This is a genomic window from Paraburkholderia lebeckiae (genome assembly GCF_014201005.1).
GTDB lineage: Bacteria > Pseudomonadota > Gammaproteobacteria > Burkholderiales > Burkholderiaceae > Paraburkholderia > Paraburkholderia tuberum.
This window is the reverse complement of sequence record NZ_JACHDK010000032.1, coordinates 1-25,794: the sequence shown is the minus strand read 5'-3', so window position 1 is coordinate 25,794 and position 25,794 is coordinate 1. Positions and strand designations below refer to the sequence as shown.

The window sequence follows — 25,794 nt, the reverse complement described above, 5'->3', positions numbered from 1 at the left end:
CGTGTCATTTGAGGAGAAGCCCGGCCAGCAGTCCGAGCTCGACGGCGACGATGAAGCGGGTGCCAGCCCAGCGTGGCCGGCCCGGTCTGCTCGCGGGGCCCGGCCAGCTCGCGTTGAGCCAGACGAGCCATACGAGCGGCAGCGTTGCGGCATAGATCGAATACGTTTGCGACAGGCTTGCCAGGCGCGAGAGCGACACGTTGATGCCGAGCGCCAGAATCAGCAGGGCATTCAGCGTGACCCGAATGGCGCGCGCCGACAGGAGATAGGGCTGCAGTGCGGTGGTGCCGACCTTGCGCGAGAACTTCCAGAATTCGTAGCCGGTCCACATCGAACCTGCTACGCACACCACGACGTAGAAGCTCAGTTCGCGCCCAGCCATGTCGCGCCAAAAAAAATAGCCGTACGTGAAGATGGCGAAGGGCGCGCCCTCGAAAGCGGGTAGGCACAGCAGCGGGTGGGTCGGGAGCAGCCGCTTGAAGACGAACGGCGCAGCGAAGGCCAGTGCGGTAGCGGCAGCGGCGGCCGTCCTCGCGTGCCCCATGCCGGTGTTCAGCGCAACGAGCAGGATCGCGCTTGCCGCGATGCTGGCGACGAGGCGTGTGCGTCGCGCCTCGCGTCGCGCCAACAGCGCGTGCCCGGTGGGGTAGTCGCGTTCGAGGTCGTCGAGGTCGTCGATCAGGCGAAGCTGGACGAACAGCAGGAAGAATGACGCGAGGCCCGCCAGCACACGCCAGCCCGGTTCGATGGCGACGCCGGCTATCCGTCCGTATAGAAAAAGCGAGCAGACGAACGCGCCGGCGATCGGCACCGCCTCGGCCGCCAGCGGCATGCGGCCGAGCGTGTTGCCGAAAGTGGCTGCCGCGGCGGCAAGCCGGCCACGTCTCGCATGCGGGGTGACCAGCGAAAGGCGCGGGCTCATGTGCGCAACCCCTCATTGGCGTCTACACGGACGGCGGCGTGCCGGATGCACAGGTCCACTAGCGAGCCGACCGTGAAATACGTTTCGGCGCGTTCTTCGTTCAACGCTTCTAGAGGCAGACGCTCGATGCCAAACGCCTGCTCGATTGCGACCACGGCTTCGACGAGCGACAGCGAGTCGAGGCCAAGATCGGCGATCAGCGAACTGTCGAGGCGAATCTCAGTGTTGAAGTCACGCTGATGCTCGCGGCAGACGCGCAGTAACTGCGTGCGTACGACTCCGAATACGGTGTTGCGCGTCGACGCATTTTTCGATGTGCTGGCCATGCTGGGATCCTTTCTGTTCACGCGTTGCTCGACTCGGCGTAGCGCCACGGCAGTGTCTGGCCGCCGGCCAGGATGCCCTGCGGATGCGCGAGCGCGACAGGCTCGATCGCCAGCTCCAGGCGGACGGTTTCGAGTGGCCGCTGCAACGCTTCTTCCCAGCGGTAGGAAAGGGGAATGCGCGCGCGCTTGCCACGCAACCACGCGCGGCGCAGAAAACGATGGACCCAGAAGTTCGGCCACCACGGCGCAGTTAGCGCGGTGCCGAGCAGACCGACGATGCGCGCGCGCATCGGTTCGAGCCCGCAGTCGAATGCGAGAAGCGAGGTCTCGCCGGCCCAGTCCTGGCCATAGCCCGTCAACACGTGCAGGAGGTCATGAATGCAGCCGCTGCGCTCGATGAACCACTGACGGTCCGGGCCGGGGAGGATTTCTTCGAGGCCCGCGGCCAGCCGGCTCGCCTGCAGCAGACCATCGGCGCTGTAGCCGCTGTGCCCCATCATCGCCATGTAAGCGCGGCCGAACGAGCCCGGCGGCAAGCGCAGCAGCGTGTCGGAATCCGCGAGCGTGCCGAGCAGTGACGGCTGCTCGGCAATCAGCGCGCCGGCGCCGGGCTCGCCGAGAAAACGCTGGTACATCGTCTCCATCTGGCCGCCGTCGAGCGCGATCATCACTTCGTAGGCATGCTGAATATCGTCTACGTTCGCCCTCAACGCCTTGATCGCCCGCAAGGCGCGCGGCCAATCGATGTGGCGTCGCGCCAGCGCGTCGTCCTTCAAGGTTGCTGTCATCTGCGGCTCCAGGCAAAGGTCAAGAGGGCGAGTCACGAGTGGCAATCGACCGGTGCCTCGCGATTCGGGTTCGGATACGGCAAGAAGGAATCGAGCGAGGCCGGCCACCAACTGTGGATGCTTTTCGCAGGGTTCATGCCAGCCGTCAGTCGGCAGCACGACGGTCGTCCTCATTCCCTGCAAGAACGGAACGAAGTGCCCAGATCTCAAAAGGCGGCGCGGGTATCGCGCCGATTGAAGCGAAGTCTGCGATTTGTCGACGCGCGTTCGGGGCGAGCCCGTCGCAGCCTGCTGGATGTCGGTGCCGGGCCAACACGTGAAGCGCATCTGTTGGTTGCAGATCGACTGCGGGACATTCGATGCCGGGTCGGTTCACATGCCGACGTCCAAACGTCTAAACGTGCGAATGTTTCGCGCTGCCTTTTGAAATCTGCCGTCCTGCTTGCGTCATTGCTTCTGACGAGGACTCACGTCGCGCTGCAAGAGCGTGCCTGGCACGAACCGTGCGCCAGGAGCGCGAACAATGAGTGGTGCGTATTGATGGTCGCGAAACGTATCGCTTGGGAATACTCACTAGGATGGAGGTAGAGCAATGAATCAGGCATGGAAGGCGAAAGCGGGGCAGTTCCTGCCGGGCGCGAATCTGACTGTGTTGCCGCACTGGGAGCGCGACGCGGTACCGAGCTACGACCGTGCCGAGGTCTCGGTGCCAGGGCGCCTTCACTTCGCGGTATTCGACTTTATGCAAATGGCGCCTGGCTTCGGCGGCGGCGGACTCGGCGTATCGACGAGCACGGTCGGACACCGGATCACCGTCACGAAGACGACCAACGGCGAGGGCGGCTGCGACGTCCCGAGCGGGCGGCACATGCTCGAGTTGTTCAAGCGAGCCGTCGGCTACGCACGTGACGACATCCGCGTCGATCGGGTGCGCAGCATCCAGCACCAGCACAGCGGCTTCGGCTCGAATGTCTCGTTCAACACTGCGACGCTCGCCGGCTTGAACGCGTTGTTCGGCTCACCGTTTTCGCCGCACGACATGTGGGAAATGATCACCCGCAACTACGTCGAAACCGCAAAGGATGACGAGCACGTGTATTTCGGACTGGAGACCGGCGTCGGCGAGGCGTGCCTGTTCTTCGGCGGTCTGGTCTGGGTCGACGAGAAGCACGGCAACGGCCGTTTTCTCGGCAACCTGAGTTCGGAAAACCTGTGGGTGACCACCGCCGTTGGCAACTACGACACGCTATCGACCGAAGCGCTGCGCGCCCATGGCGAAGGCGCGGACATGTCCGGCACCACCGAGGCGGGCTTCGTGCCGACGCATTTTGTCGAGTGGCAGAAGCGCTACGGCCTCGCGTGGCGCAACTTCATCGAGCAGAAGTTGCGGCCGGCACTGCATCGCAATGACCTGTTCGCGTTTTTGAAGCACGGCTGGGAACTCAACAGCATGAGCAACATGAAGGTGCTCGAAGGCATTTTCCGGACCGACGTGATGCGTGAGTTCGACGAGACGATGCAACGCGAGGGCGCGGTGTACGCGGGGATGAGCAGCGCGGGTCCTGGCTTCTATGCATTCTCCGACTGCGAGGACAAGGCGAAGCACCTCGCGGCGGTCATGATGCATCGGTTCAGTGAATTCATGAGCGAGATGACGGTGGCCCGCGCGGGCCAGAAGATGTCCATCGACGTCGCCGTCTAGGCGCATTCCTGCGAGCCCTCGCGAACCTTTCCACCGAGACCGATCGAACATGGCCAAGCGCGTCACCTTCGTCAACACGAACCAGATCAAACCGGCGATTGCGCCGATTGCGTTCGACTACCTGTCGGCGCCGATGGAGCGAGCCGGGTTCGAGCTCGATTTGCTCGACCTGTGCTTCTCGGACGATTGCGAGGCGGCCATTGCCGCGCACTGCCGCACCGCCGCGCCGGATTACTGGGGGGTGACGCTGCGAAATACCGACGACGTCTATTTTTCCAGCGGCTACAGCTTTCTCGACAGAATCAGGGACATCGTCGCGTTGCTTCGGCGCGCGCGCGCGGTTCCGGTCGTGATGGGCGGCGCGGGCTACTCGGTAATGCCGGAAAAGCTGCTTGCTTACCTCGACGCCGACTTCGGCATCGTCAGGGAAGGCGAATTCAGCTTTCCCGAGCTGCTGACCTGCCTCGAAGAAGGCAGGAGTTTCACGCACATACCGGGCGTGGTCTACCGCGATACGGCCGGGGTGCGCGCTACGCCGCTCGCCCCGAACGCATGCGGACCGCTGGCCAGCATAGGGCCTCACAAACGCGAGCTGGTCGACAACCCCCACTACTTCGCCAAAGGCGGCCAGATCGGCATCGAAACGAAGCGCGGTTGCAATCGCTCCTGCATCTATTGCGTCGAGCCGCTGATCAAAGGCCGCACGGTGCGCATGCGCGAACCCGATGATGTCGTCGCCGAGATGGCATCGCTCGAAGAACGCGGGGTCAACGTCTTTCACATCAATGACTCGGAATTCAATCTGAGCGTCGCGCATCCTCTTGCGCTGTGCGCGGCCATCATCCGGCACGGGCTCGCCGGCAAAATCCAATGGTATGCGTACGGTATGCCGCGGCCGTTTCCCGATGAACTCGCGGCCGCGATGAAAGCAGCCGGTTGCGTCGGCATGAACTTCGGCGTCGACACCGCCAGCGAAACGATGCTGAAGATACTGCGCCGCACCTTTAGCGCCCACGACATCGAGCATGCGGTCAATACGGCGAAGCGCCACGGCCTCGAGCACATCATCGAGTTGCTGTTCGGCGCGCCCGGCGAGACGCAGGAAACCGCGCGCGAGACGATCGAGTTCATCAAGCGGATCGATCCCGAGCGCGTTTCGGTGACGGTCGGGCTGAGGATTTTCCCCGGCACCGAGCTCGAGCAGATGATTCGCCGCGAGGGCTTACATGTCGGAAATCCGAATCTTCACGGCCATATCGAAGGCAACGACCATCTGCTGCATCCGGTGTTCTATCTGCCGACCGCGTTGGGCCCGGACCCGCAGCGATTCATTGCCGATCTGATCGGCAATGATCGGCGGTTCTTCGGGACCAACGCGAGTCTGTTCAACTACAACGCGAACGACGCGCTGGTCGAAGCGATCGCGCAGGGCGAGCGGGGCGCGTATTGGTCGATCCTGAACCGGATCGAGAAACGCTTCGAAGCGGCCCGCGACGCTCGCGGTTGTCACCGCACGTCCGCGGCCGGCGGCGATGCGGATTGGACACCGATCGAGGTTGTGCCGATCGAGCAAAGTGCCTGATGCGGTGTGCGATGCCCGAAGCGGCCAGTCATCCAGTGGCCCGCGTACTTTCAACCCAGGAGGAGTGCATGCTTTTAGAAAACAGCCAGCCTGAGCCGTACAGGATCAAGATGGTCGAGCCGATCAGGTTGATCGACCGCGAGCAACGGCAGGCGCGGCTTGTCGCCGCCGGATACAACGTCTTTCGCCTCGAAGCAGACGACGTCTACATCGATCTGATGACGGACAGCGGCACCTCCGCGATGAGCGCGAACCAGTGGGCCGGCATCATGACCGGCGATGAATCATATGCCGGTTCCCGCAGTTTCACGAAGTTGACGCAGGCCGTGCGGGACATGCTCGGCTTCGACTACGTATTGCCAACCCATCAGGGCCGGCCGGCCGAGCACTTCCTGTTTCGGACCCTCGTGCGCCCAGGCCAGGTGGTGCCATTCAACGCGCCGTTCGATTCGACCGAGGCACACGTATCGATTGCCGGCGGGACCGCGATACCGTGCGTCGCCGAAATCGGCTACCAGCCGGCTGTCGAGCACCCGTTCAAGGGCGACGTGGATGTGCAAAAGCTGCGCAGCGTGATCGAGAGCGAAGGGCGCGACAATGTTCCGCTGATCATGGTCTCGCTGACGAACAACGCGGGCGGCGGCCAGCCGGTATCGATGGCGAACCTGTGCGCGGTGAGGGCGTTGGCCGATGAGTTTGCGATCCCGGTCTACTTCGATGCGGCGCGCTGCGCGGAGAATGCTTACTTCATCCAGCAGCGCGAGAGCGGCTATGCGAACCGGTCCGTGGCGGAAATTCTGAAGGAGCAGTTTTCCTATGCCGAGGGCTGCACGTTCAGCTGCAAAAAGGATGCGCTGGTCAACATCGGCGGCTTACTCGCGACACGGTCGCGCGCGCTCTATGAGCAGGTCGTGCCGCTGCTCGTGCTGTACGAAGGTTTCGTCACCTACGGAGGGATGGCGGGCCGCGATCTCGAGGCGCTCGCGATCGGTCTGCGCGAGATGGTCGACGACCGATACCTGCAGCACCGCGTAGGTCAGGTCGAACGGCTAGGGGACACACTGCTTGCCGGCGGCGTTCCGATACTGAGGCCGACTGGTGGACACGCGGTGTACGTGGATGCGGCCGCCTTCCTGCCGCACCTGCCGCGCTCGCAGTTCCCGGCCGAGGCGCTGGCTGCCGAGCTTTATCTGGAGGGCGGCGTGCGCGCCGTCGGTCTGGGCTCGTTGGCGTTCCTGAAAGAAGATCCGTCGACGGGCACTGTCAGCGCCCCGAGGCTGGAACTGCTGAGGCTGGCCATTCCTCGCCGCGTCTACACCGATAGCCACCTCGCGGCGGTTGCCGCCGCGTTGATCCGGGTCTACCAACGACGCGATGCGATCCGGGGAATGCGCATCGTCTCGGCACCGTCGATGCTCAAGCACTTCACCGCGGTCCTCGCGCCGATCGAGGCCCGTGACGAGATGCTCGCGGAGTCTCGGGAAGTTATGGTCTGAGGTGATTTCATGTCGAATGGTGTCTTCGAAACGCTCGAGCTCAAACCGCACGCTTATCCGGGGGTTCTGGTCACGTTGTGCGGTGTGGATGGGGCAGGGAAGTCGTCACTGATGGAAAGGCTCGAAAGCGCGTGCACGCGTGCGGGGCTCCACTGCGTGACGACGTTTACGCCGACCCGTCGGATCCGCAAAGATGCGCTGTTCAGGGATATGGTGGACAGCCACTGGCATACATCGGGCGCCGGTTCCGGACTCGACGTAAACCGGCGGCGCGTCGACATGCTGGGCATTCTGCTGTCCATCATGGGAGACCTCGTCCAGCATCTGACCGACACGGTCATCCCGGCACTGGAACGCGGCGACGTCGTTTTCTGCGACCGCTACGTGTTCACCTCTCAGGCTGAAATCGGCACGCGTTCCGATCCCGCTGAGACTGCGCCTGTGCTCCGCAGCATCGCTGGTCATTTGCTGCGTCCCGACGTCGCCTTTGGTCTGAACGTTTCCGGCGCGACTTCACACCGTCGCGTGCGGGCAAGGAACGACGAGAACGACCAGCCGCCGCCGATGAGCTTTCTGACGCGTCAGGTGGCGGCCTATCGCGCCGTGTTCGAGGTCAACGGCGTTGTCGCGCTGGATGCGGAGCGGAGTCTCGACGAGACGTTCTGTAAGGCACTCAGTCATCTCGTGGCTATCGACCGTGTTGCGGGGCGGTTGGGCTCTCTCGGGGCGGAACCTCCTACACGAAGCTTGGCGGCATGCTGAGGCTTCGACCTGCGCCCGAGAAGCCGGATTCGGGCATCGAGGTATGCGACAAAATGCGAGTCTGGATACGCGCGAGGGCGTGTGACCGCGCAAGGACGCTCGATATTGCGGTCGGTCGGGAAGGTGAACTAGTGCCTCGCTCTGCATCGCCTGGCAGCTTTGACCTTCAGGAGCAAAATGACCGTTGAACCGCACGCACGCATGCGGGGAATAGTGGGCACCGGAATGTGACGGGCGACGCTCGCGCTCAGCGGGCTAGGCCGCCAACGGGACAGCGCCCGTACATTTGATTTCATCGAGGCAAACGCTGGACTTGACTCCGCTCACGCCCGGAATGCGCATCAGCGTATCAAGCAGAAACTCCGACAGCGCTTTCAGGTCGTGTGCCACGACCTTGAGCATGTAATCGATATCACCCGTTACGACGAAGCATTCCTGAACCTGGGTGAGTTCCGAGATCATTTGCTTGAACTTGGACAGGTCGCGGACATGGCCTCGCTCCATCGTCACCTGGATGAAGGCCACTACACCAAAGCCCAGCAGCTGCGCGTCAAGCCGCGTCTCGTAGCATTTGATCACGCCCATTTCCTCGAGCCGACGATGCCGCCTCAGCGTTTGCGCGGGCGACAGTTTGATCGCCTCCGCAAGTTCGAGATTGGAGATGCGTCCCTGGGACTGAAGAATCTCCAGTAAACGCACGTCGATACGGTCGATGTCGATTGCCTGCACTTTTATTTCCTCGTTCTCCAGTGAAATGAAATATTAATGCACAAATCAGGGTTTGTCTGCGTCTGCAAGGAAATCCAATTGCGTCGATAAAAACTTACACTGAATTTCATTGTTCCGACACCCAGCACCACTCGGTGCCGGTTGCTCGCCACAAATCATTCACCCTCTGCTGAACCTGAGAGATCATGGCCGACCTGTTTGACAATCCAATGCAACTGATGGGCTTCGAATTCGTTGAATTCGCCTCGCCCGTACCCAATGTGCTCGAACCGCTGTTCGAGCAGATGGGCTTCACACTGGTGGCTCGCCACCGTTCGAAGGACGTGCTGCTTTACCGCCAGGGCGAAATCAACTTCATCGTCAATCGCGAGCGCAACAGTGCGGCCGCTTACTTTGCCGCCGAGCATGGCCCGAGTGCGTGCGGCATGGCATTTCGCGTGAAGGATTCGCACAAGGCCTACGCTCGCGCGCTGTCGTTGGGCGCTCAGCCGATCGAAATCGCAACCGGTCCCATGGAGTTGCGATTGCCGGCAATCAAAGGCATTGGCGGCGCACCGCTTTATCTGATCGACCGCTTCGAGGACGGCAAGTCGATCTACGACATCGATTTCGAGTTCATCGAAGGTGTCGAGCGGCGGCCGGCCGGTCATGGCTTGCGCCTCGTCGACCACCTCACGCACAACGTCTATCGCGGCCGCATGACGTATTGGGCCAACTTCTACGAGACGCTGTTCAACTTCCGTGAGCTGCGCTACTTCGACATCGAGGGCGAATACACGGGTCTCACGTCGAAGGCGATGACGGCGCCGGACGGCAAGATCCGCATTCCATTGAACGAGGAATCTGGCAAGGGGAGCGGGCAGATCGAGGAATTCCTGATGGCCTTCAATGGCGAGGGCATTCAACACATCGCGTTCCTGACGGACGATCTGATCACGGTTATCGACAATCTGCAGATGGCAGGCGTGCCACTGATGACGGGGCCGAACAGCTACTACTACGATGCGCTCGAGACGCGCTTGCCGGGCCACGGTCAACCGGTGGGCGAATTGCAATCGCGCGGCATTCTCCTCGACGGAACGACGGCAGACGGATCGCCGCGCCTGCTTCTGCAGATTTTTTCCAAGCCGCTGCTTGGCCCTGTCTTTTTCGAATTCATCCAGCGCAAGGGTGACGAAGGTTTCGGCGAAGGCAATTTCAAGGCGCTGTTCGAGTCGCTCGAACGCGATCAGATCGAGCGGGGCACGCTGAAGGTTTGACGCGCATGCAACCCCGTTGATAGCCGCTGCAACAATACCTATTCCAGCAAGACACGACACCGGCGCCACAAGCGTCGGCTGTGAGGCCTCGGCACGTTTCGCCTGCCCGACCAGAGCAGGCGAAAAGCAAGGCGTGGCGTCCAGAGCACCAACCGCAGGACACAGGAGACAACATCGTGGCTCACCAGCAACAGGGCACGCTACAGCGCGGCCTGAAGAATCGTCACATTCAGTTGATCGCGCTAGGAGGCGCAATCGGCACCGGCCTCTTTCTCGGCATCGCGCAGACCATCAAGACGGCAGGACCGTCCGTGTTGCTCGGGTACGCGATCGCGGGCATCGTCGCCTTCTTCATCATGCGGCAACTCGGCGAAATGGTCGTCGACGAGCCCGTTGCGGGATCCTTCAGCTACTTCGCAGGCAAATACTGCGGCCAATTCTCCGGCTTCGTGTCCGGCTGGAACTACTGGGTGCTGTACGTTCTCGTGTCAATGGCAGAACTGTCGGCCGTTGGCATCTACATGCAGTATTGGTGGCCCGGCCTGCCCACGTGGGTCTCCGCGCTCGTCTGCTTCTGCGTCATCAACGCGATCAACCTCACCAGCGTGAAGTCGTACGGCGAGCTCGAGTTCTGGTTCTCGATCGTCAAGGTCGCGGCGATCGTCGGCATGATCGGCTTCGGCGGCTACCTGTTGATTTCGGGCCACGCAGGCCCTGACGCGGGCGTGGCCAATCTCTGGCGCCACGGCGGCTTCTTTCCGAACGGCGTGTCGGGCCTCGTGATGGCGATGGCTGTCATCATGTTCTCGTTCGGTGGACTGGAACTCGTCGGCATTACGGCCGCCGAGGCGGAAGATCCTTCGCACACCATCCCGCGCGCGACCAACCAGGTGATCTACCGGATCCTGATTTTCTACGTCGGCGCACTCGGCGTGCTGCTGTCACTGTATCCGTGGGAAAAAGTCGTCGCGGGCGGTAGTCCGTTCGTGCTGATCTTTCACGCGATGAATAGTAACTTCGTCGCCAACGTGCTCAATGCGGTGGTGCTCACCGCCGCGCTGTCGGTGTACAACAGCGGCGTCTACTGCAACAGCCGCATGCTTTACGGCCTCGCAGGCCAGGGCAATGCGCCGCGCGCTCTGCTGAAGGTGAATGCCCGCGGGATTCCGCTCGTCGCGCTGGGTGTTTCCGCCATGGCGACGGCCACCTGCGTGGTGATCAACTACCTGATGCCCGGCAAGGCATTTGAACTGCTGATGGGGCTCGTCGTCTCGGCGCTCATCATCAACTGGGCAATGATCAGCATCATTCATTTGCGATTCCGCGCTGCGAAAGCGCGAGCCGGTGAGACGACCGTGTTCCGCAGCCTGGGTTATCCGCTCACCAACTATCTGTGTCTGGTGTTCCTTGGCGGCATTCTGGTGGTGATGTGGCTGATACCGGATCTGCGCATGTCGGTCTACCTGATCCCCGTTTGGCTCGTTGCGCTGGGCGTCGGCTATCGCTTGCGCAATCGACGCGCGGACGCCTCGGTACCAGTTGGTATGCCGATGCGCTAATCCAGGGAACCAGCATGTTTGAACACATCGATGCCTATGCGGGCGACCCGATCCTCACATTGAACGAGAACTTCGCGAAGGATTCGCGCGACCATAAGGTCAATCTGAGCATCGGCATCTATTACGACGATCAAGGCCGCTTACCGGTGATGCAAGCCATACGCGAGGCCGAAGGACAACTGCTCGCCGAGCTCGGTCCAAAGCCGGTCCTTTTCAGTTTCGTCGCGCGCTCGTGTTGCCGCTGTGCTTGAGCGTCGGATCGAGCAACGAACCCTTGACGTCGAGCGAAGACGCTTGCCCGAGCTTCGCGTAGTCGTTCTCGAGCCATACGTTCGCCACTTCGCGGCCACGCTCGAAGAGCGTTTTGAGCAATGACCAGGACGTGCTGCTCTTGGAAACAAAACCGAACTTCGCGAGAAAATCGTCGTCGCGAATCAGGTGGAACCTCACGGGCTTGAAGCGGCTTTTGCGCGCCGCTTCCTCGCCGACCGAGTCGAGCACACGGTTGACCGCTTCGATCGCGTTGATCTCCAGTACGACGGACGCGTTGAAACCGATTTCATTGAGCCGGTCGAGAATGCCGCGCGCGTCTTTAGGCGGCATGTCGTGGCGCACGAACGGATTCGCGAGGACGAGAATCAGGTCCTGGGCATGGGGGATCAACGGCGCCAATGGCGGGTTGCCCAGATAGCCGCCATCCCAGTACGGTATGCCGTCCACGCTCACGGTGCGAAACTCGCTCGGCAAGCATGCGGAAGCGCGCAACACGTCAATGGAAATCTCGGGGCGGGTGAAGATTGCGCGTTGGTTGGTTCGTACGTCGGTCGCGCAAATGAACAGTTGCGGGCCATCGCGCGTGGTATTGAGCGCGGCGAGATCCTGTGCGGGGAGGGCGGAACGAATCACCGGCCCGAGCGGATCGCGGTAAAACGGATTGCCGTATGGCGAGGCGACGAGTCCCACGGCCTCCAGCATGATGGCGGCGGGATTCCAGTCGATATTCCAGCCGCCGAATGGGCCGGGATCGGAAAAGCCGAGGAGCGCGTTGCCCGCCAGCGCGCCGGCGCGCGATACCGCTTCCCAGAAGGCGCGCAGCATCTCGCGTGCTTTCGTCGCTCCGCTGGTTGCGAGACCCGCCGCGCACAGCGTCGCATTGATTCCGCCCGCGCTTGCGCCGCTGATCGCCGCGATATCGAGTGGCATTGCCTGCGACGAAGCCTCCAGCAGACGGTCGAGCACACCCCACGTGAAGGCGCCGTGCGAACCGCCGCCTTGCAGGGCAATCGCGACCTTGGGGCCGTTCTGTCGCGTCGAGTTCCGGAGTTCCTCCATCGCCATGGCTCCTTCGCGTCTTCATCGCGTTCCCGGCAATCTTACGCGCACGCGACGATACTTGCGTCGGAAACGTCGAGCTTTTAGTGGTTCGTCCTGTCCCGCATGCCATGGCGGATCGCCTTGGATACTGCGATACTATTTATCGTCGCGCGCTGCGTAACCTACTAAAACGGTCCATGACAAAGAGGTTGACTGACACAAGCCGGTGGTCCAGGACGGCATCGCGGGCACACAGCTTTCGTCCGGGGGTACCTCGATGAATCGGGATCTCGATCTGGATTCCCGAGGCGCGATCACGCTAAACGGGCTGGCGCGCAGGCTGGGGCGTACCCGTGAGCAATTGATGCATCGCTGGATCGCCGAGACCTCGGAGCAGGGCGCGTACACCGATGCGGACAGCGGGCAGGGACTCAGTGGCTGTTTTGCCTATATGCTGGCCGAAGTATGCGCCGCCCTGCTGGTCGCCGAGAGCGACGCGTCACTATCCGCGCATGTGGCTGTCGCGCACCCCGGCAGGTTCTGGCCAAAGGGCTGGCGGGTCACGGATCTGTTTCGCAACATCGATCTGATGCAGCACTTTCTGAAAGACGAGATCCGCGCGTATTTCGGTCCGGTTGCGGCTTCCGTCGACGTTCACATGCGAGCACACGACATCGTCGAGCGAACGTTTCGCGCGATGATCGAAAACGCCATCGAGGCGCAAATGCAACGTCAGGCAGCCGAGGTGGCGGCGGCGCAGGACAGCCTGCACACGGCGCTGACCGCGCTGAAGCTCACGGAGGAGCGGCTGCGTGTCGCGACGAGCGCGGCCGGTATCGGCATCTTCGAGTGGTGTGGCGCCTCGCGACAAGGCGTGTGGGAAAACCGCCAGATGTACGAAATCACCGGGCAGCCCGAGGCGAGGGGGCCGTTGACGGAAACCGAGTTCATGACGTCGGTCGTTCATCCGGACGATGCCGAACTGCTGAAATGCCATTTTCAGTCCCGGCTGGTCTCCGGCGAGCCGGTGCATGTCGCGTTCCGGCTGCACCGCGTAAGCGACCGCGCGCTCAGGACCGTCGAAATGTTCGGGTATCTGCGTTCGCCCGTTCAGCAGGACGATTACACGTTCATTGGCAGCTTGTGCGACGTGACGGAGCGGACCGATGCGGAGGCGAAATTGCGGGACGCCGATCGCCGCAAGGACATCTTTCTGGCCACGCTCGCGCATGAGCTGCGCAACCCGTTGGCGCCCGTGCGTAACGCCGCGCATCTGCTAGGCAACAGCGCGGGAGCCGATCCCGCCAAACGTGAGTGGCTGCGGAATGTGATCGAACGCCAGACCGGCCACCTGTCGCATCTGATCGACGACCTGCTCGATGTATCGAGAATTACCACCGGCAAGATCGAGTTGAAGCGCGAGGTCTTCGATATCAGGCTGGCACTCGACCACGCTCTGGAGATCACGATGCCGGGGGCGTTGCAGCGGCATCACGACATCGTGCGTCTGCCGCTCGCGCACCCGGTGTACGTCCACGGTGACCCGGCGCGGATCACCCAGACATTTTCCAATCTGCTGGATAACGCGATCAAATACACCGACGATGGTGGCCGGATCGTGGTATGCGCGACGCTCGTCGGCCAGGAAGTATCCGTTACCGTGTCGGACACGGGCACGGGTATTTCGGGCGACGCACTGCCTCACGTGTTCGATCTGTTCGTACAGGGCTCCTGCCACGGCGAGCCGTCCAGGGGCGGTCTTGGGATCGGGCTCTCGGTGTGCAAGACGCTGACCGAGATGCACGCCGGGACCATTGTCGCCAGGAGCGAAGGCAAGAACAGAGGCAGTGAATTCGAAATACGTCTACCCGTTTGCCAGGGCAGCAACCAGCAGGCGAAGGACGGTGCCGAAGCAGGTCGACCGCCGTCCGATCCATTGCGTGTTCTGATCGTCGACGATAACAGCGATGCCGCGCTGTCGCTCGCAATGATTCTCGACGCGCACGATGTGCGCACCGCGCACAGCGGGGAAGAAGCGCTTCAGATTGCCGCTGCCTTCGACCCGCAGATCGTTTTCCTTGATCTTGGTCTGCCGGGAATCAGCGGCTATGAGGTTGCGCGTCGGCTGAGGGATCGTCAGGCAGCCGGCAAGCCCCTTGAAATCGTCGCCGTGTCGGGATACGGACAGCCCGAGGACGTGACTCGCTCTGCGGGGGCGGGGTGTGATAGTCATCTCGTCAAACCCGTCGATATCGAAGAACTGCTCGCGATCATCAGGCGAATGTTTTCGCAGTGCTCTACCATCAGTCCATCCAGGAGGTAGTGATGTCACGGACTGTCAGGTTTGCCGAGGCCGGTGGGCCCGAAGTGCTTCGATTCGTCGACGAATCGGTCCGCGGCCCCGGCCGCGGTGAAGTTCGCATCAACGTGAAAGCGATCGGTCTCAATCGCGCGGAATCGATGTGGCGCACCGACCGGTACATCGAGCCCGTCCGCTTTCCGGCCGGGCTCGGGTACGAGGCGGCCGGCATCGTCGACGCGGTGGGCGAGGGCGTCGGCGGTTTCGCGCCCGGAGACGAGGTCAATGTGATCCCGTCGTTCTCGATGAATCGGTACTTCACCTACGGCGAAGTCATCATCGTGCCGGACCATGCAGTCGTCAGGCACCCGAAATCTCTTTCCTTCGCCGAGGCCGCGTCGGTGTGGATGATGTTCGTCACCGCATATGGCGCGCTGATCGAAGATGCAAAGGTGGGCACCGGCGACTATGTCGTCATACCGGCCGCTTCGAGCAGCGTTGGACTGGCAGCGATCCAGCTAGCGAATTACGCGAGGGCGACGTCGATCGCGGTCACGCGCCATGCTGGCAAGCGACAGCAGTTGCTCGACGCCGGTGCCGCACACGTGGTCGTGACGGACGAGTCGGACCTTGTCGAAGCGATCATGCGGATCACGGATGGAAAGGGGGCTCGCGTCGCATTCGATCCAGTCGGCGGCCCGAACTTCGCGAAACTGGTCTCGGCGCTGTCCTTCCAGGGGATCGCGTACCTGTATGGCGCGCTAGACGAACGTGCCACGACGCTGCCCGTGCTGCAGATGATCGCCAAAATGATTTCCGTGAAGGCGCACAACATCTGGCTGACGAGTGGCGACCCGACGCGCCGAAAGGCCGCGGTGGAGTTCGTGCTCAAGGGGCTCGAAAGCGGCTCGCTGAAGCCGGTCATCGATCGCACCTTTGCGTTCGGCGACATCGTCGACGCGCACCGCTACCTCGAAACCAACGGGCAGTTCGGAAAGATCGTGGTAACGGTGTAGCCCGCGAACCGACATTGAGGTGAGGCAACGCGCTGCTTTTCCGCTTGAATATTGCTGCTGGCCGCGTTCGCTCAAGCGCGGCCATCGCGAAGTGCTGAGTTCCAGTGCATGCAGCATGTGGCGGCGTTGGGGTAGCGCATGACATGGCGATTCTTCTGACGGATCGCGCATGCCGGCGTCGTATGCCTGTCGCGCGACCTTCATCACGGGCCCATCGGTACAGTTTCCACGCGTGTCAGGACACCACATCGGCCAGCGGCCGCCTCGGCGCATGACTGACGCGCGGGCCGCGGCCGACGCGGAGCAGAAGCTGCGGAATCGCCTCCGTTCCCAGCAGCGTCCGGAGCCGCTCGCGCAGCGGGTCCACTTCGATCGGCTGGTTCAGGTAGGAAGCGGTCAGTCCCACGGATGCCGCGACCAGCAGCATCCGCTCGAGCGCCTGTCCCGCGGCGAGCCATGCCTCTCGGTCGTCGCGCATCGTGGCGATGCCGACCATCAGCGGCGAGCCTTGCACGAGGTGCTGATGCGTAGCGGGTTGTCCCGCGCCCACATCGAATACGCGGACGGCCAGGCTGACGAGCGGCGCCGCGAAGTCGAGCAATGCTCCGACGGCGGTACCGTAAGCCGGCATGCCATCGTCGCGCCGGCGCGGGTGGATCCAGCTGGCGAGCTCGCGCCGGAAGCGTGGGTCCGCGAACTGCGCGTGATCGGCGTCGGCGATCAGTTGCGCAAGCGCCTCGCGCGCGGTCGTTTGCTCCACGCAACAGGCAATCGCGCCCTCGTCGTCGCAGGCGTCGCTGAGCTTGCGTTGCAGTACCGCCGGAACGGCTTCGTCGACGAACGGCGCACGCGTGGTCACGCGCGCCGTCAGCGCTTCGAAGAGTTCGTGCAGGTGGGGATCGCGAGGCCCGTCGCGCGACACGCTCACGAGCGCCACGATGTCGGGGTCGGCTTCCGATGGAAACAGCGTGATCGCATAAGCGAGACCGAGACGGCACAGCGCCACGCGAAGATTGAGCAACGCCGCGCCGCAGCTCATCAGAAGTTCGCGATCGAAAGGATCGACCACGGGAAGCGCGCGCATGCGGTCGGCGCAGATCTGTACGGTCTCGCCGTCGACGATGAACCGCCACGGTTGCGTGTTGTGATTCGACGGCGCGAGCACCGCATAATGCAGCGCAAAGCGCAGCTGCTGTTCCAGTGGCGTGGAGGCGTGGAAGTGCGGTTCGCCGATTTCCCACGCGTCATATTGGGCGGCATCGTTCATCTCGAAGTCTCCTTTCGGATCGTTCCCGCGAGCACGCGGTTCGTGTCGTCATCGTATCGCCGGGTACCGTGGCCGGTTTGTGGCAGGTCGACGTTTCAGATGTCTCGCGTACGCTTTGCGCGGGTCTCGCAGCGGGGAAGCGCTACAGGTCGTTTTCGTCGTCGAACAGCTTATGGCGGATCGCATAGCGAACCAGCCCGTTCTCGTTCGGCATCTGCATTTTTTCGAGGATGCGCGTCTTGTGCGTGCTGATCGTCTTCACGCTGACGCATAGTTCGTTGGCGATCTCGGTGATGCTCTGGCCTTCGACCAGGCGCCGGAACACGTCGAATTCGCGATCGGACAGCCGCTGGTGCGGCAGCGCGTCGGCAGGCTCGTTCAGGTTCTGGGCAAAGCGTTCGGCCATCGCGAGGCTGACATAAACGCCCCCTGACGCGACTTTCGTCACCGCGCCGACCAGTTCCGCGCTCGCGCTTTCCTTGGTCAGATAGCCGGACGCGCCCGCCTTGAACGCGCGCACCGCGTATTGCTGCTCGGCGTGCATCGTCAGCACCAGAATCCGCAGGCCGGGTTTTTCCTCCTTGATCTGCTTGATCAGTTCAATGCCATTGCGCCCCGGCATCGATAGGTCGAGCACGAGCACGTGGGCCAGCGTCGCGCGAATTAGCGCGATCGTCGTCGCGCTGTCGCAAGCTTCGCCGGCCACTTCGAAGCCGCTCGCCTGCTGCAGGATATGGCGCAGTCCGTCGCGTACTAGCGTGTGGTCGTCGGCCAGCAACACCTTGATCATGGGGTGATCTCTCCCGGTTGCATCCATTGCCAGGGGAAACCTGACCGCAATCGCGAAGTCCGCGCTTTGCGCGGTATCGATCCGCATGGAGTCGCCGAGCATCGGCGCGTGTTCGCGCACGCCGATCAATCCGAACGGCATTTCGTGACCGCTGGTTCCGACTGTCTTGCGATCGGCGTCTCGTTCTCGATCCATTATCCGCCATCCGCGGCGGGCAGTCGGGCCGTTTGTGTGAGATGTCACTTCGGCCGTGTTTCGCCTTCGCATGGCGGCGACCTTATTCAGCGTTTCCTGAACGAGGCGGAAGGACGAGGCTTGGCCGGTAATCATTAAAAATCCGCCACATCTCAATCTAAGCTGCTGATTTGAATGCAAAATCAATCGATGGATCGAGCGGTGGGGCGGAGCGCAAGAGATCCAGCAGATAGTCGCCGAACCGGTTGATGTGCTCGCGCTGGTACGGCGACAGCACCTTGAGGACCTCGGCATCGACCGGATGCCCCTTCTGCTGCAGTTCCTTCAACTTGCGCGACATCCACTGCACGTTGTACAGGATCACCATGTTCGCGACGAGGTGGTTGTACTTGATCACCTTGCGCTGCTCGTGTCGGACGTTTTCGGCGATCACGCCCTCGCCACCGAACATCAGCCATTGAGCGAAGTCATTGAACTGCTCGCTCTTGTTGGTCGCCGCGTGAATCGTGCGCCGCAGGTCCGGTTCGTTGAGATATTTCAGCAGGAACAGCGTCCGGATCACGCGCCCCAGCTCCCGGAATGCGAAGTAGAGCTTGTTTTTCGTGCTCTCCGATCCTAGGCGGCGCAGGATCGTCGACGGCGTCATCTTGCCTGCCTTGATCGACACTGCAACGCGCATCATGTCGGTACAGTGACGTTCGATCAGTGCCCAGTCAATCGCCTGACGGCACAAGCTGTCGATGTGCTTGTATTTGCGCCGCCGGTCAGCGTTGTACAGCACGAGATCCTTGATGTTGCGCATGCGCGGCATCAGGTTGATACCCACCACGTACGACAGACCGAAGACCGGACCGCTTTGCGATGGGCCAGCAGGTAAAGTTGATGCCGGCGAAGTTCGTCAAGGCGTTCGATATAAGGACAGATGCAATGTGCTCGCGGACCCATTCGTCCGCCGCTGAAAAATTCTACGATCTCGCAATATAAGTACGTCGCATATCTATTCCGCTCGCTCGTTGAGTCTTACTGCAACAAAGCCATCAGAGTTTCTTGATGCACCTGTCAATTGAAATGCGCTTTTCCTGAATTTGATCTGACGTCGGGCCGGGAGCGATGACGATGATCCCCAGCCTCTGAAGCAGCCAGTAGAATTGCTTCATCGGATCGATTTCGCGGTCGATCGCCGGCGACAGTACACGCGGAAAAGCATGATGATTGTGATGCAGCGTGGCGCCAAGGGTCAGCGGAGACAGGAACGGCAAATTGGTCGACGCCCCCCCGGTCCGGAATTTGGCGGATCCGACTGCGTGACACAGACCATTGACCACAAATTCCGTGAAGAAGTACCCGATGAAAACGCGTAGTGCCCCGAAGTAGGCAAACCATTTCACCCCGAGGTCGACCCCGCCAAGGATGCATCCGAGTAGGAACGGCAAAACGAAGCCGCCATATGACAGGGCAACGAAGTGCTTGTCGTACCAGCGCACGAGCGGGTCGTCCAGCAAGTCGCTCGCATAGAACCGTTTTGCCGTCAGCACTCGGTCGAACTTCCATCCCATCGACGCCCACCATAATCCGATGGTTAGCACCGTCACACGCCCGCGGCCAAATCGTCTAGGCGTATGGGGATCTTTGCCAGGAATATCGACATGACGATGGTGCCGCTTGTGATTGGCTACCCATTGCACGATCGAGTCTTGGCAAAGGAGCGTGCCGACCATGGCCAGAAAACCGCGAACGAACGGCGTTGTCGTGAACGACCGATGCACGAAGTACATGTGATAGCCCGTGTTCGCACCGAGCGCGGTGGCGATAAACGCAATCGGTAACACGTATAGAGCGTCCCATGGCGACAGGGCGAGGCGTTGAATGGCAACGCCGGTGCCGGCCAGGACGAGTGCAATAGTCAGCCCAAAGTAGGCGATACGTCCCAGATAAGCGCGTCCACGCAGGACAATGACTTCGCCATGATCGAAGGTTGTGTCATTTGTCACAGCACGCTCCAGATCAACATGGGTAAGGTGACGGACACGGCAATGACGGACAAGATCGAAGCAGCGATCTGTAGCCAATAGACTGGCGCGGTGCCAGGTTCACTGCGGTCGTCATCCCAGGATTTGTTGAGCCATCCGCTTAGCGTGCACGCGATGAAAAAGCAGTACGCCGACAGGGCGAACGGCGCCAAGATGTAGCCGGCGTCGCCGCCGAAAAGCCGTGGTAGCGCCATCGCCAACGCAAGCACGGAAACGCCACCGACACAGGTGGACAGATGCGCGATTCGCCAAAGCTCGGTGTTCTTTGCGTCACCCCGGCGTTTCGAGCGCCCGTGGGGAATGCCCAGCAGCGTGCCTGCGCAAAAAAGCACCAGACCCGAGCTCAGGTAGATCTGTTCCGATTGAGTTATTGTCATCGAGTTGCCTAGACTGTCACGAAGTTTGGCAGACCGGCTGGGCGACAAAATCGGCGACCCGTTGCACGACACGCTCGTCCTGCAAAATGCGCATATGTCCCAAGGTTCGGGTGCGGACCAACTCGGCACCGGCGATGCTGCGTGTGACTTTCTCGCCATCGGTGATGGGGATGTACTTGTCGGATTCATCGTGGATCAGCAGGCAGGGCGTCCGCAAGTCGGGGCCAATAGTATCGAAGGACAGTTCGGTCTCCGCGCAGTGATGGAGGCCTTGCATAATCGGGTACATCTTCTCGTGCGAGCGTCCCGGCAATCGGACGAATCGGGCAAAGCCGCCAACCACGTGCCGCAGCGAAAACGGGCACGAGATCAGCACGGCCCGCTGCGCCTGAACGCCTTTTCGCATGGCGATCGCAACGGCTGCCGCGCCGAACGAATGTCCGACGATGCCATGAAGCGGACCGTATCCGCGGGCTGCGTGCTCGACGGCCTCGGAAAATTCGACTAGGGTCGTCCGCTTCTTGGCTGACGAGCCATGCGCCGGCCCGTCGAAAGTCACGACCCGGTAGCCCCTATCTAGCAGTTCGAGTGCGATTTTTCCGAGCTGGCCGCGCCGTCCTTGCCAGCCGTGAACCAGTAGCACTGTGGGACCCTTGCCTTCCCAGATCGTGGCGTCCAGATGTTCGCCGTCGAACCGGAGACTATCCGGCTTGCCAGATGCGCTCGCCGTACTCTCCCACTTCGCTGCTGGATAACGTCGCGGCGTGTAGAAGACGGAAACAGCCAAGCGCGCGGCTAAGCGCGGAGAAAGCGCGTCGAGAAGAGCGAAAAGCAATCGGAAGAATTTGAGTTGCATTAGCGTCTCCGAAGAAACCTGGTGAATGAGTCCAGCGCGAACAGCGTCACGTTCCAAGGGCCGCCTTCCGCAGCGCAGGCCAGCGCGCAGTTGGTCGGGGGAGGCAGCGAAACCACCAGCCAACGAGCATGTTCCACATGCACAATGTTCTCGTCGGAAGGAAGGGGCGGTAGCGTCGCCAGCCCTTGGAGCCCGGTTCCGAGCGCTTTCAGGAGCGCCTCTTTGCGCGTCCAGCACTCCCAGACTTGAAGCGGCGAAGTCAGCGCACGTTCTGACGCCTGGAAATGACGAGTCAACGCCAACGAGAAGGCAGGTGAATCTCTGATCGAATCGATATCGACGCCAATGCGCGCGGTGCGAGAAAACGCCAGCGCCACGCTGTGCACGCAATGTGAAACGCTGACATGAACGGGGTAACGGCGTTTTCCGCGCGGTCGTACCAGCCGTGGCTGGCCCGTTTCGTTCTTGCGCAGTTCGATATCGCGCCCCCGCTCGCCGGTATAGTGCGATGCCAGCTTTCGACCGGCGAAGCGGGACGCCAGATATCCGGTCCGGGCGGCGGCATCCACGTAGCTGCGCGCTGTCCGTCGCTCGCTATGCGTCAGGCCATCCCTGAACATTCCCGGAAGAATGCGGCCGCGCAGCGGGACGACCCAGACATGGACATGCCCGGGCCGCATAGGACCGAGTGATGAATGGCATTTCATCGCAGCTATCGTGCCACGCTCGGGGACGCGATCTTGCGCGCGGTCAGGCGAGCGAGATTGACTGTTCCCGTGTGAAATCCCACGACAAATATGCCCAGATACTTTTCGTACTTCTTGTAGACCGCTTCGCCGACCTGCGCAATCGCCTCGTCGCGGTGCTTGCGCAGGTTCGCGTACCACACCTGGAGCGTTCTTGCGTAGTGGTGCCGATCATTGCGCATCCGGGTGACTTCAAACAGGCCCTCGCACGCAGCCAGGATTTCCGACAGGCGCGGAAGCTCAGATTCCGGAAATATCTCTTCGACAAACGGATTCGGATTTTGCTCGTCGTAGTTTTCGTAAACGATGGACTGCAGGGACAGCGTGCAGTTGTCGCTCGCGTGTTCGTGGCACCACTTGAAGAAGCGTCGGTACGCTTCGATTTTTTGGGCCTTGGGTAGCCCGATTTTGGCGAAGTGCTCGAAGGCGCCGATCGAGACGATTGCGTCGTAGGACGCCTCGGGCGCATGATCGGCCCAACTCTCCAGCAGCACCGACACACGCTCGGACGCCGACTGAGCAACCCAATCCGCCTGCGCACGGCTCAGTGTCAGGCCGACCGCGTGTCCAACGCCGTAATGCGTGACGGCGCGTTCGAGCAGTGCCCCCCAGCCCGATCCGACGTCCAGTAAACGCGCCTTGCCGTGGGCTTGCGCTTCACTCAGGTGATAGTCGAACTTGCGCAATTGGGCGAGATGCAGCGTGTCGCCGGCGTCTTCGTCGTCCCACAGCGCGCAGGAATACGCCATCGATGAATCAAGCCATAGCGCATAGAAATCGTTGCTGACGTCATAGTGGGCTTGGATGGCTTGCTCGGAGGCGCCCGCAGAAGACGGGACAATGGAGCACAGGTTGTCAGCCACGGCGAGCCTCCGAATGTCGTTCCATTAGGTAAGCGGCCGCTTTTTCGATCGTCGGATACTCGTAAAGCAACGTGGGATCAACGTCGCACTTCAGCCAATCCATCAAGTCTCCGCTCAACGCGACCGCCGAGGCCGAATCGAGGCCGTACTTGCTCAGGACAACTGTGCGGGAAATCTTCTCCCGTTTCATGCCGCGCAGGTCGGCGATGTATGACACAAACCATTCTTCCAGCTGGGCTTGCGTGATGCTCTCGTTCGGAATAGCTGGTCCGATGGATGCGTTGGTATCGTGCATAGTAAATCTTAGTTAACGTTGGAAAAGGAGGCGGCTTGCTTTTTTGCTAGTGCATTGCGATCGGGCAGACAGACGTCGGTACACAGGCCGCAGAGCTGGAGCAAGCGAATCAAGCCGTAGCCGATATCCAGCTCCCACCATGCGTGTCCAAACCGTGCCGAACCAGGGTACGCATGATGATTGTTATGCCAGCCTTCGCCCATCGTGATCAGCGCGAGCCAGCCGATGTTGCGGCTGTTGTCTTCGCTCTTGTACCTGCGGCGCCCGAACACGTGATTGAGGGAGTTCAAGCCCCAAGTGATCTGATGAACGAAGCAAATCCTGAACAGCCCACCCCAGAGAATGCCCTCCATGGCGCCTTCCCAACCGCCGGGGCTGATCGCTCCCACGCCAGCCGGTATCGCCAAGCCAAGCAAGACCCACAGAAGGTAGTAGCGGTTCAGCAACATGACCAGGTCGTCCTGCAATATGTCCCTTGCAAACATCGGGACATTGGTCACCTCCGTCTTAAGCATCCATCCGAAGTGCGCATGCCACAGTCCCCTGATCGTTCCCGAGAGCCCGGCGCCGTGTGTACAGGGGGAGTGGCAATCGTCCCTGGTATCGCTGAACGCGTGATGGCGGCGGTGACTCGCGACCCAGAATAGCAACGGACCTTGCGCAGCCATCATTCCCAGTATCGCCAGTACGGCTTTGACGGGAACGTTCGGCTTGAACGACTTGTGAGTGAACAGACGGTGGAACCCGACCGTCAATCCGGCTGTAGTCAGTAGATAGAGTGGAACGCAGACAGCGACGGTAGTAACGCTGATTCCGCGCGTTAATGCCCAGTAGAGAGCCGCAACCGCGCCAAGCATCGGCACGGTGACCGTCATCAACGCGACACGTTGCTGTGAGCGCGCCAGAACGGGGTTGTCGATGAGTATCTTCGCCATGATCTTTGATTTCCCTCAGTCGAGTTTTGACGTTGTCAATGGTTGAAGCTTTCTGGCCATGTACAACTGCCGAGTTGCGGAGCGGCTGATCTTTCCGCTGCTTGTGCGCGCAAGGCTTCCAGTCTTCACAGGGACAAAATCCGACAGGCAGACGCCGTGGTGTTGTAGAACCAAGTGCGAAACGAGCTCTCGTGTCTCGCGCAAGTCCACGGAACGCAAGGTCCGGGCGCTGATTTCCTGCACCAACACCACTTCCTCGCCCGAATCGCCTTCGACGCAAAAGGCCACTGCGCATTCGTGAGCGAGCCTCTGCTCGGCCTGTTCGGCGGTCGCCTCAATATCTTCCGGGAAAATGTTTCTGCCTCTGATGACGATCAGATCGACCAATCGGCCCGTGACAAAAAGCTGGTAGTCCAGCAGGAATCCCAAATCGCCGGTGCGGATAGAGAGTGGATGACCCCCGTGCGGCGCATCGGTACGCCGGTTCCAGTAACCACTTGAAACACTGGGACTCCGGACTACGATTTCACCGACCTCTCCGTCCTCGCTCAGATCGTCCGAGTCGATACGTGCAATACGCACATCGGTGCCCTCCGCCGCAACGCCGGACGAAACAAGACGATCTTTCGCGGTAAGCGCGAACCTCTGCGTGCGGGAAATACGGGCGTCGGTGGATTCGATGATCTCTGCGGGCCGCTCTCGATTCGCCGAGGCGACCAATAACGTCGCTTCTGCTAGTCCATAGCAGGGCACGAAGGCGGATCGCCTGAAGCCAGCATCGGAAAAGGCAGCTGCGAATGTATCCAGAGTGTCGGCCTTGACCGGCTCGGCCCCGATGAAGGCGACAGCCCAACTACTCAAATCCAGTCCCAAGCTCTTCGCGCTGTCCGCCTTAGCGAGACAGAGGTCATAGGCAAAATTCGGCCCCCCACTCGTCGTTGAACGGTATTTGTGAATGGCCTGAAGCCATCGCAAAGGACGCTGGACGAATGAAATGGGGCTGAACAGCGTGACGGGGAAACCGACGAAAAGCGGCTGCAGTATGCCGCCGATCAGTCCCATGTCGTGATAGTGCGGCAACCAGATAACGCCCGAGCTATCGCGCGTATGACCGAACGCGCGTTCGATCTGCTTCAGATTGGCGAGCAGGTTGTCATGACCGACAATAACGCCTTTCGGATTTCCGGTGCTGCCTGATGTGTATTGCAGAAATGCGACCTCAAGATCTGCGTTACACGGCGAGACAATTGTCTGCTCGCATTCAAATGCGATATCCGTGGCGACAACGGTTGCCTGCATCGGATCAGGAAGTAACGCGCGAACTTGATCAAGAGTCGCCGTTTGCGACAATATGGCCGCTGGCGCGCAGTCGCGGATGACATGCGCGAGCCGTTGCATTTTGTCGTCCGCCTTCGGCAGCGGCAGCGGCACGGCAACCACATCCGCCAAGACGCAGGCGTAGAAGGCGCAAATGAACTCGAGGCCCGCAGGGTAGATTAGCAATACGCGCTGACCAGCCGGAATGTGGCGTTTTATATCTGACGCCAATTGCTGCACGCGGCGAAACAGCTGTCCATAAGTCAGGCAGAGTTCGGCGCGCGTCAAGCAGGTTGTCGCCTCACTCATGCAGCCAGAGGCTGTTTATTTGCGCCGATCGACGCCATCTCAACGACTGAGTCACGTTCG

General features: G+C 61.3%; 23 protein-coding genes and 2 pseudogenes. 9 read left to right on the top strand and 16 right to left on the bottom strand.

The genetic code is table 11. The annotated features are described in order from the left end of the window. Positions 1-4 precede the first annotated feature (4 nt). Genes HDG39_RS31885 through HDG39_RS31875 form a run of 3 tightly spaced genes read right to left on the bottom strand, consistent with a single transcriptional unit; the run spans position 5 to position 2,036 of the window. A complete protein-coding gene (locus HDG39_RS31885) occupies positions 5-922 on the bottom strand; it encodes a hypothetical protein (RefSeq protein WP_184011869.1) in 918 nt (305 codons plus the stop codon). Then, positions 919-1,248: an acyl carrier protein gene (locus tag HDG39_RS31880; protein WP_184011866.1), complete on the bottom strand. Its 330-nt coding sequence runs from the start codon at positions 1,246-1,248 to the stop codon at positions 919-921. Before HDG39_RS31880 ends, HDG39_RS31885 begins: the two co-directional genes overlap by 4 nt. Positions 1,249-1,265: 17 nt before the next feature. Beyond that, complete coding sequence (locus HDG39_RS31875) at positions 1,266-2,036, bottom strand: Coq4 family protein (RefSeq protein WP_184011864.1); 771 nt, start codon at positions 2,034-2,036, stop codon at positions 1,266-1,268. Between the two features lie 592 nt (positions 2,037-2,628). Between HDG39_RS31875 and HDG39_RS31870 the strand changes: the two genes are divergently transcribed. The 4 genes from HDG39_RS31870 to HDG39_RS31855 are packed head-to-tail and all read left to right on the top strand — an operon-like array spanning position 2,629 to position 7,578. Beyond that, entirely contained in the window at positions 2,629-3,738 is a 1,110-nt protein-coding gene (locus tag HDG39_RS31870) for a hypothetical protein (RefSeq protein ID WP_184011862.1), read from the top strand. A 49-nt stretch (positions 3,739-3,787) separates the two neighbouring features. Further along, on the top strand, positions 3,788-5,320 hold the full coding sequence (locus HDG39_RS31865; RefSeq protein ID WP_184011860.1) for a B12-binding domain-containing radical SAM protein: 1,533 nt from the start codon (positions 3,788-3,790) through the stop codon (positions 5,318-5,320). A gap of 11 nt (positions 5,321-5,331) precedes the next feature. Then, a complete protein-coding gene (locus HDG39_RS31860; RefSeq protein WP_311735903.1) occupies positions 5,332-6,816 on the top strand; it encodes a tryptophanase in 1,485 nt (494 codons plus the stop codon). Positions 6,817-6,825: 9 nt separating this feature from the next. After that, positions 6,826-7,578: a dTMP kinase gene (locus HDG39_RS31855; protein WP_184011858.1), complete on the top strand. Its 753-nt coding sequence runs from the start codon at positions 6,826-6,828 to the stop codon at positions 7,576-7,578. 255 nt (positions 7,579-7,833) lie between these two features. On the opposite strand, the gene HDG39_RS31850 is transcribed toward HDG39_RS31855, so the two are convergent. Further along, complete coding sequence (locus HDG39_RS31850) at positions 7,834-8,307, bottom strand: Lrp/AsnC family transcriptional regulator (RefSeq protein ID WP_184011856.1); 474 nt, start codon at positions 8,305-8,307, stop codon at positions 7,834-7,836. Between the two features lie 185 nt (positions 8,308-8,492). Between HDG39_RS31850 and hppD the strand changes: the two genes are divergently transcribed. From hppD to HDG39_RS31835, 3 genes and pseudogenes are all read left to right on the top strand, one after another. Next, positions 8,493-9,566, top strand: coding sequence for a 4-hydroxyphenylpyruvate dioxygenase (gene hppD, locus HDG39_RS31845; protein ID WP_184011854.1), 1,074 nt, complete (start codon positions 8,493-8,495; stop codon positions 9,564-9,566). Positions 9,567-9,742: 176 nt separating this feature from the next. Then, positions 9,743-11,125, top strand: a complete 1,383-nt coding sequence (locus HDG39_RS31840) for an amino acid permease (RefSeq protein WP_409259230.1) — start codon at positions 9,743-9,745, stop codon at positions 11,123-11,125. A 14-nt stretch (positions 11,126-11,139) separates the two neighbouring features. Further along, positions 11,140-11,337, top strand: a pseudogene (locus tag HDG39_RS31835) (aromatic amino acid aminotransferase); the annotation flags it as partial. Between the two features lies 1 nt (position 11,338). Here HDG39_RS31835 and HDG39_RS31830 read toward each other — a convergent pair. Then, positions 11,339-12,457, bottom strand: coding sequence for a patatin-like phospholipase family protein (locus HDG39_RS31830; protein ID WP_184011852.1), 1,119 nt, complete (start codon positions 12,455-12,457; stop codon positions 11,339-11,341). 208 nt (positions 12,458-12,665) lie between these two features. On the opposite strand from HDG39_RS31830, the gene HDG39_RS31825 reads away from it, so the two are divergent. Beyond that, positions 12,666-14,762 carry a hybrid sensor histidine kinase/response regulator gene (locus tag HDG39_RS31825; RefSeq protein WP_311667895.1) on the top strand — a complete coding sequence of 699 codons (2,097 nt, stop codon included), beginning with the start codon at positions 12,666-12,668 and terminating at the stop codon, positions 14,760-14,762. Between the two features lie 2 nt (positions 14,763-14,764). After that, positions 14,765-15,754 carry a zinc-dependent alcohol dehydrogenase family protein gene (locus tag HDG39_RS31820; RefSeq protein WP_184011850.1) on the top strand — a complete coding sequence of 330 codons (990 nt, stop codon included), beginning with the start codon at positions 14,765-14,767 and terminating at the stop codon, positions 15,752-15,754. A 235-nt stretch (positions 15,755-15,989) separates the two neighbouring features. Here HDG39_RS31820 and HDG39_RS31815 read toward each other — a convergent pair whose 3' ends face one another. From HDG39_RS31815 to HDG39_RS31765, 11 genes and pseudogenes are all read right to left on the bottom strand, one after another. Then, the gene (locus HDG39_RS31815; protein WP_184011848.1) at positions 15,990-17,021 is read right to left on the bottom strand and encodes an Acg family FMN-binding oxidoreductase; all 1,032 of its coding nucleotides are present in this window, start codon (positions 17,019-17,021) and stop codon (positions 15,990-15,992) included. Between the two features lie 142 nt (positions 17,022-17,163). Next, positions 17,164-17,811 carry a response regulator gene (locus HDG39_RS31810; protein WP_184011905.1) on the bottom strand — a complete coding sequence of 216 codons (648 nt, stop codon included), beginning with the start codon at positions 17,809-17,811 and terminating at the stop codon, positions 17,164-17,166. Between the two features lie 352 nt (positions 17,812-18,163). Next, a pseudogene (locus HDG39_RS31805) lies at positions 18,164-18,868 on the bottom strand (Tn3 family transposase); the annotation flags it as partial. Positions 18,869-19,043: 175 nt separating this feature from the next. Next, positions 19,044-19,997, bottom strand: coding sequence for a fatty acid desaturase (locus tag HDG39_RS31800; RefSeq protein WP_184011846.1), 954 nt, complete (start codon positions 19,995-19,997; stop codon positions 19,044-19,046). Next, positions 19,994-20,413, bottom strand: a complete 420-nt coding sequence (locus HDG39_RS31795) for a styrene oxide isomerase (protein WP_184011844.1) — start codon at positions 20,411-20,413, stop codon at positions 19,994-19,996. Before HDG39_RS31795 ends, HDG39_RS31800 begins: the two co-directional genes overlap by 4 nt. A gap of 16 nt (positions 20,414-20,429) precedes the next feature. Then, on the bottom strand, positions 20,430-21,269 hold the full coding sequence (locus HDG39_RS31790) for an alpha/beta hydrolase (protein ID WP_184011842.1): 840 nt from the start codon (positions 21,267-21,269) through the stop codon (positions 20,430-20,432). Next, on the bottom strand, positions 21,269-21,976 hold the full coding sequence (locus HDG39_RS31785; protein ID WP_184011841.1) for a 4'-phosphopantetheinyl transferase family protein: 708 nt from the start codon (positions 21,974-21,976) through the stop codon (positions 21,269-21,271). The genes HDG39_RS31790 and HDG39_RS31785 overlap by 1 nt, the downstream gene beginning before the upstream one ends. Positions 21,977-21,981: 5 nt before the next feature. Beyond that, positions 21,982-22,878 (bottom strand): class I SAM-dependent methyltransferase, encoded by an 897-nt coding sequence (locus tag HDG39_RS31780; RefSeq protein WP_311667900.1) that lies wholly within the window; start codon positions 22,876-22,878, stop codon positions 21,982-21,984. Further along, positions 22,871-23,173, bottom strand: a complete 303-nt coding sequence (locus HDG39_RS31775; protein ID WP_184011839.1) for an acyl carrier protein — start codon at positions 23,171-23,173, stop codon at positions 22,871-22,873. Before HDG39_RS31775 ends, HDG39_RS31780 begins: the two co-directional genes overlap by 8 nt. 8 nt (positions 23,174-23,181) lie before the next feature. After that, a complete protein-coding gene (locus HDG39_RS31770) occupies positions 23,182-24,108 on the bottom strand; it encodes an acyl-CoA desaturase (protein ID WP_184011836.1) in 927 nt (308 codons plus the stop codon). A gap of 15 nt (positions 24,109-24,123) precedes the next feature. Beyond that, positions 24,124-25,713 (bottom strand): fatty acyl-AMP ligase, encoded by a 1,590-nt coding sequence (locus tag HDG39_RS31765; RefSeq protein ID WP_184011834.1) that lies wholly within the window; start codon positions 25,711-25,713, stop codon positions 24,124-24,126. Positions 25,714-25,794: the final 81 nt, after the last annotated feature.

What these genes read in the sequence shown, in the direction of transcription:
- HDG39_RS31885 (WP_184011869.1), bottom strand. Translation starts at nt 922, where the DNA reads ATGAGCCCGCGCCTTTCGCTGGTCACCCCGCATGCGAGACGTGGCCGG.
- HDG39_RS31880 (WP_184011866.1), bottom strand. Translation starts at nt 1,248, where the DNA reads ATGGCCAGCACATCGAAAAATGCGTCGACGCGCAACACCGTATTCGGA.
- HDG39_RS31875 (WP_184011864.1), bottom strand. Translation starts at nt 2,036, where the DNA reads ATGACAGCAACCTTGAAGGACGACGCGCTGGCGCGACGCCACATCGAT.
- HDG39_RS31870 (WP_184011862.1), top strand. Translation starts at nt 2,629, where the DNA reads ATGAATCAGGCATGGAAGGCGAAAGCGGGGCAGTTCCTGCCGGGCGCG.
- HDG39_RS31865 (WP_184011860.1), top strand. Translation starts at nt 3,788, where the DNA reads ATGGCCAAGCGCGTCACCTTCGTCAACACGAACCAGATCAAACCGGCG.
- HDG39_RS31860 (WP_311735903.1), top strand. Translation starts at nt 5,332, where the DNA reads ATGCCCGAAGCGGCCAGTCATCCAGTGGCCCGCGTACTTTCAACCCAG.
- HDG39_RS31855 (WP_184011858.1), top strand. Translation starts at nt 6,826, where the DNA reads ATGTCGAATGGTGTCTTCGAAACGCTCGAGCTCAAACCGCACGCTTAT.
- hppD (WP_184011854.1), top strand. Translation starts at nt 8,493, where the DNA reads ATGGCCGACCTGTTTGACAATCCAATGCAACTGATGGGCTTCGAATTC.
- HDG39_RS31830 (WP_184011852.1), bottom strand. Translation starts at nt 12,457, where the DNA reads ATGGAGGAACTCCGGAACTCGACGCGACAGAACGGCCCCAAGGTCGCG.
- HDG39_RS31820 (WP_184011850.1), top strand. Translation starts at nt 14,765, where the DNA reads ATGTCACGGACTGTCAGGTTTGCCGAGGCCGGTGGGCCCGAAGTGCTT.
- HDG39_RS31815 (WP_184011848.1), bottom strand. Translation starts at nt 17,021, where the DNA reads ATGAACGATGCCGCCCAATATGACGCGTGGGAAATCGGCGAACCGCAC.
- HDG39_RS31810 (WP_184011905.1), bottom strand. Translation starts at nt 17,811, where the DNA reads ATGATCAAGGTGTTGCTGGCCGACGACCACACGCTAGTACGCGACGGA.
- HDG39_RS31795 (WP_184011844.1), bottom strand. Translation starts at nt 20,413, where the DNA reads ATGACAATAACTCAATCGGAACAGATCTACCTGAGCTCGGGTCTGGTG.
- HDG39_RS31790 (WP_184011842.1), bottom strand. Translation starts at nt 21,269, where the DNA reads ATGCAACTCAAATTCTTCCGATTGCTTTTCGCTCTTCTCGACGCGCTT.
- HDG39_RS31785 (WP_184011841.1), bottom strand. Translation starts at nt 21,976, where the DNA reads ATGAAATGCCATTCATCACTCGGTCCTATGCGGCCCGGGCATGTCCAT.
- HDG39_RS31775 (WP_184011839.1), bottom strand. Translation starts at nt 23,173, where the DNA reads ATGCACGATACCAACGCATCCATCGGACCAGCTATTCCGAACGAGAGC.
- HDG39_RS31770 (WP_184011836.1), bottom strand. Translation starts at nt 24,108, where the DNA reads ATGGCGAAGATACTCATCGACAACCCCGTTCTGGCGCGCTCACAGCAA.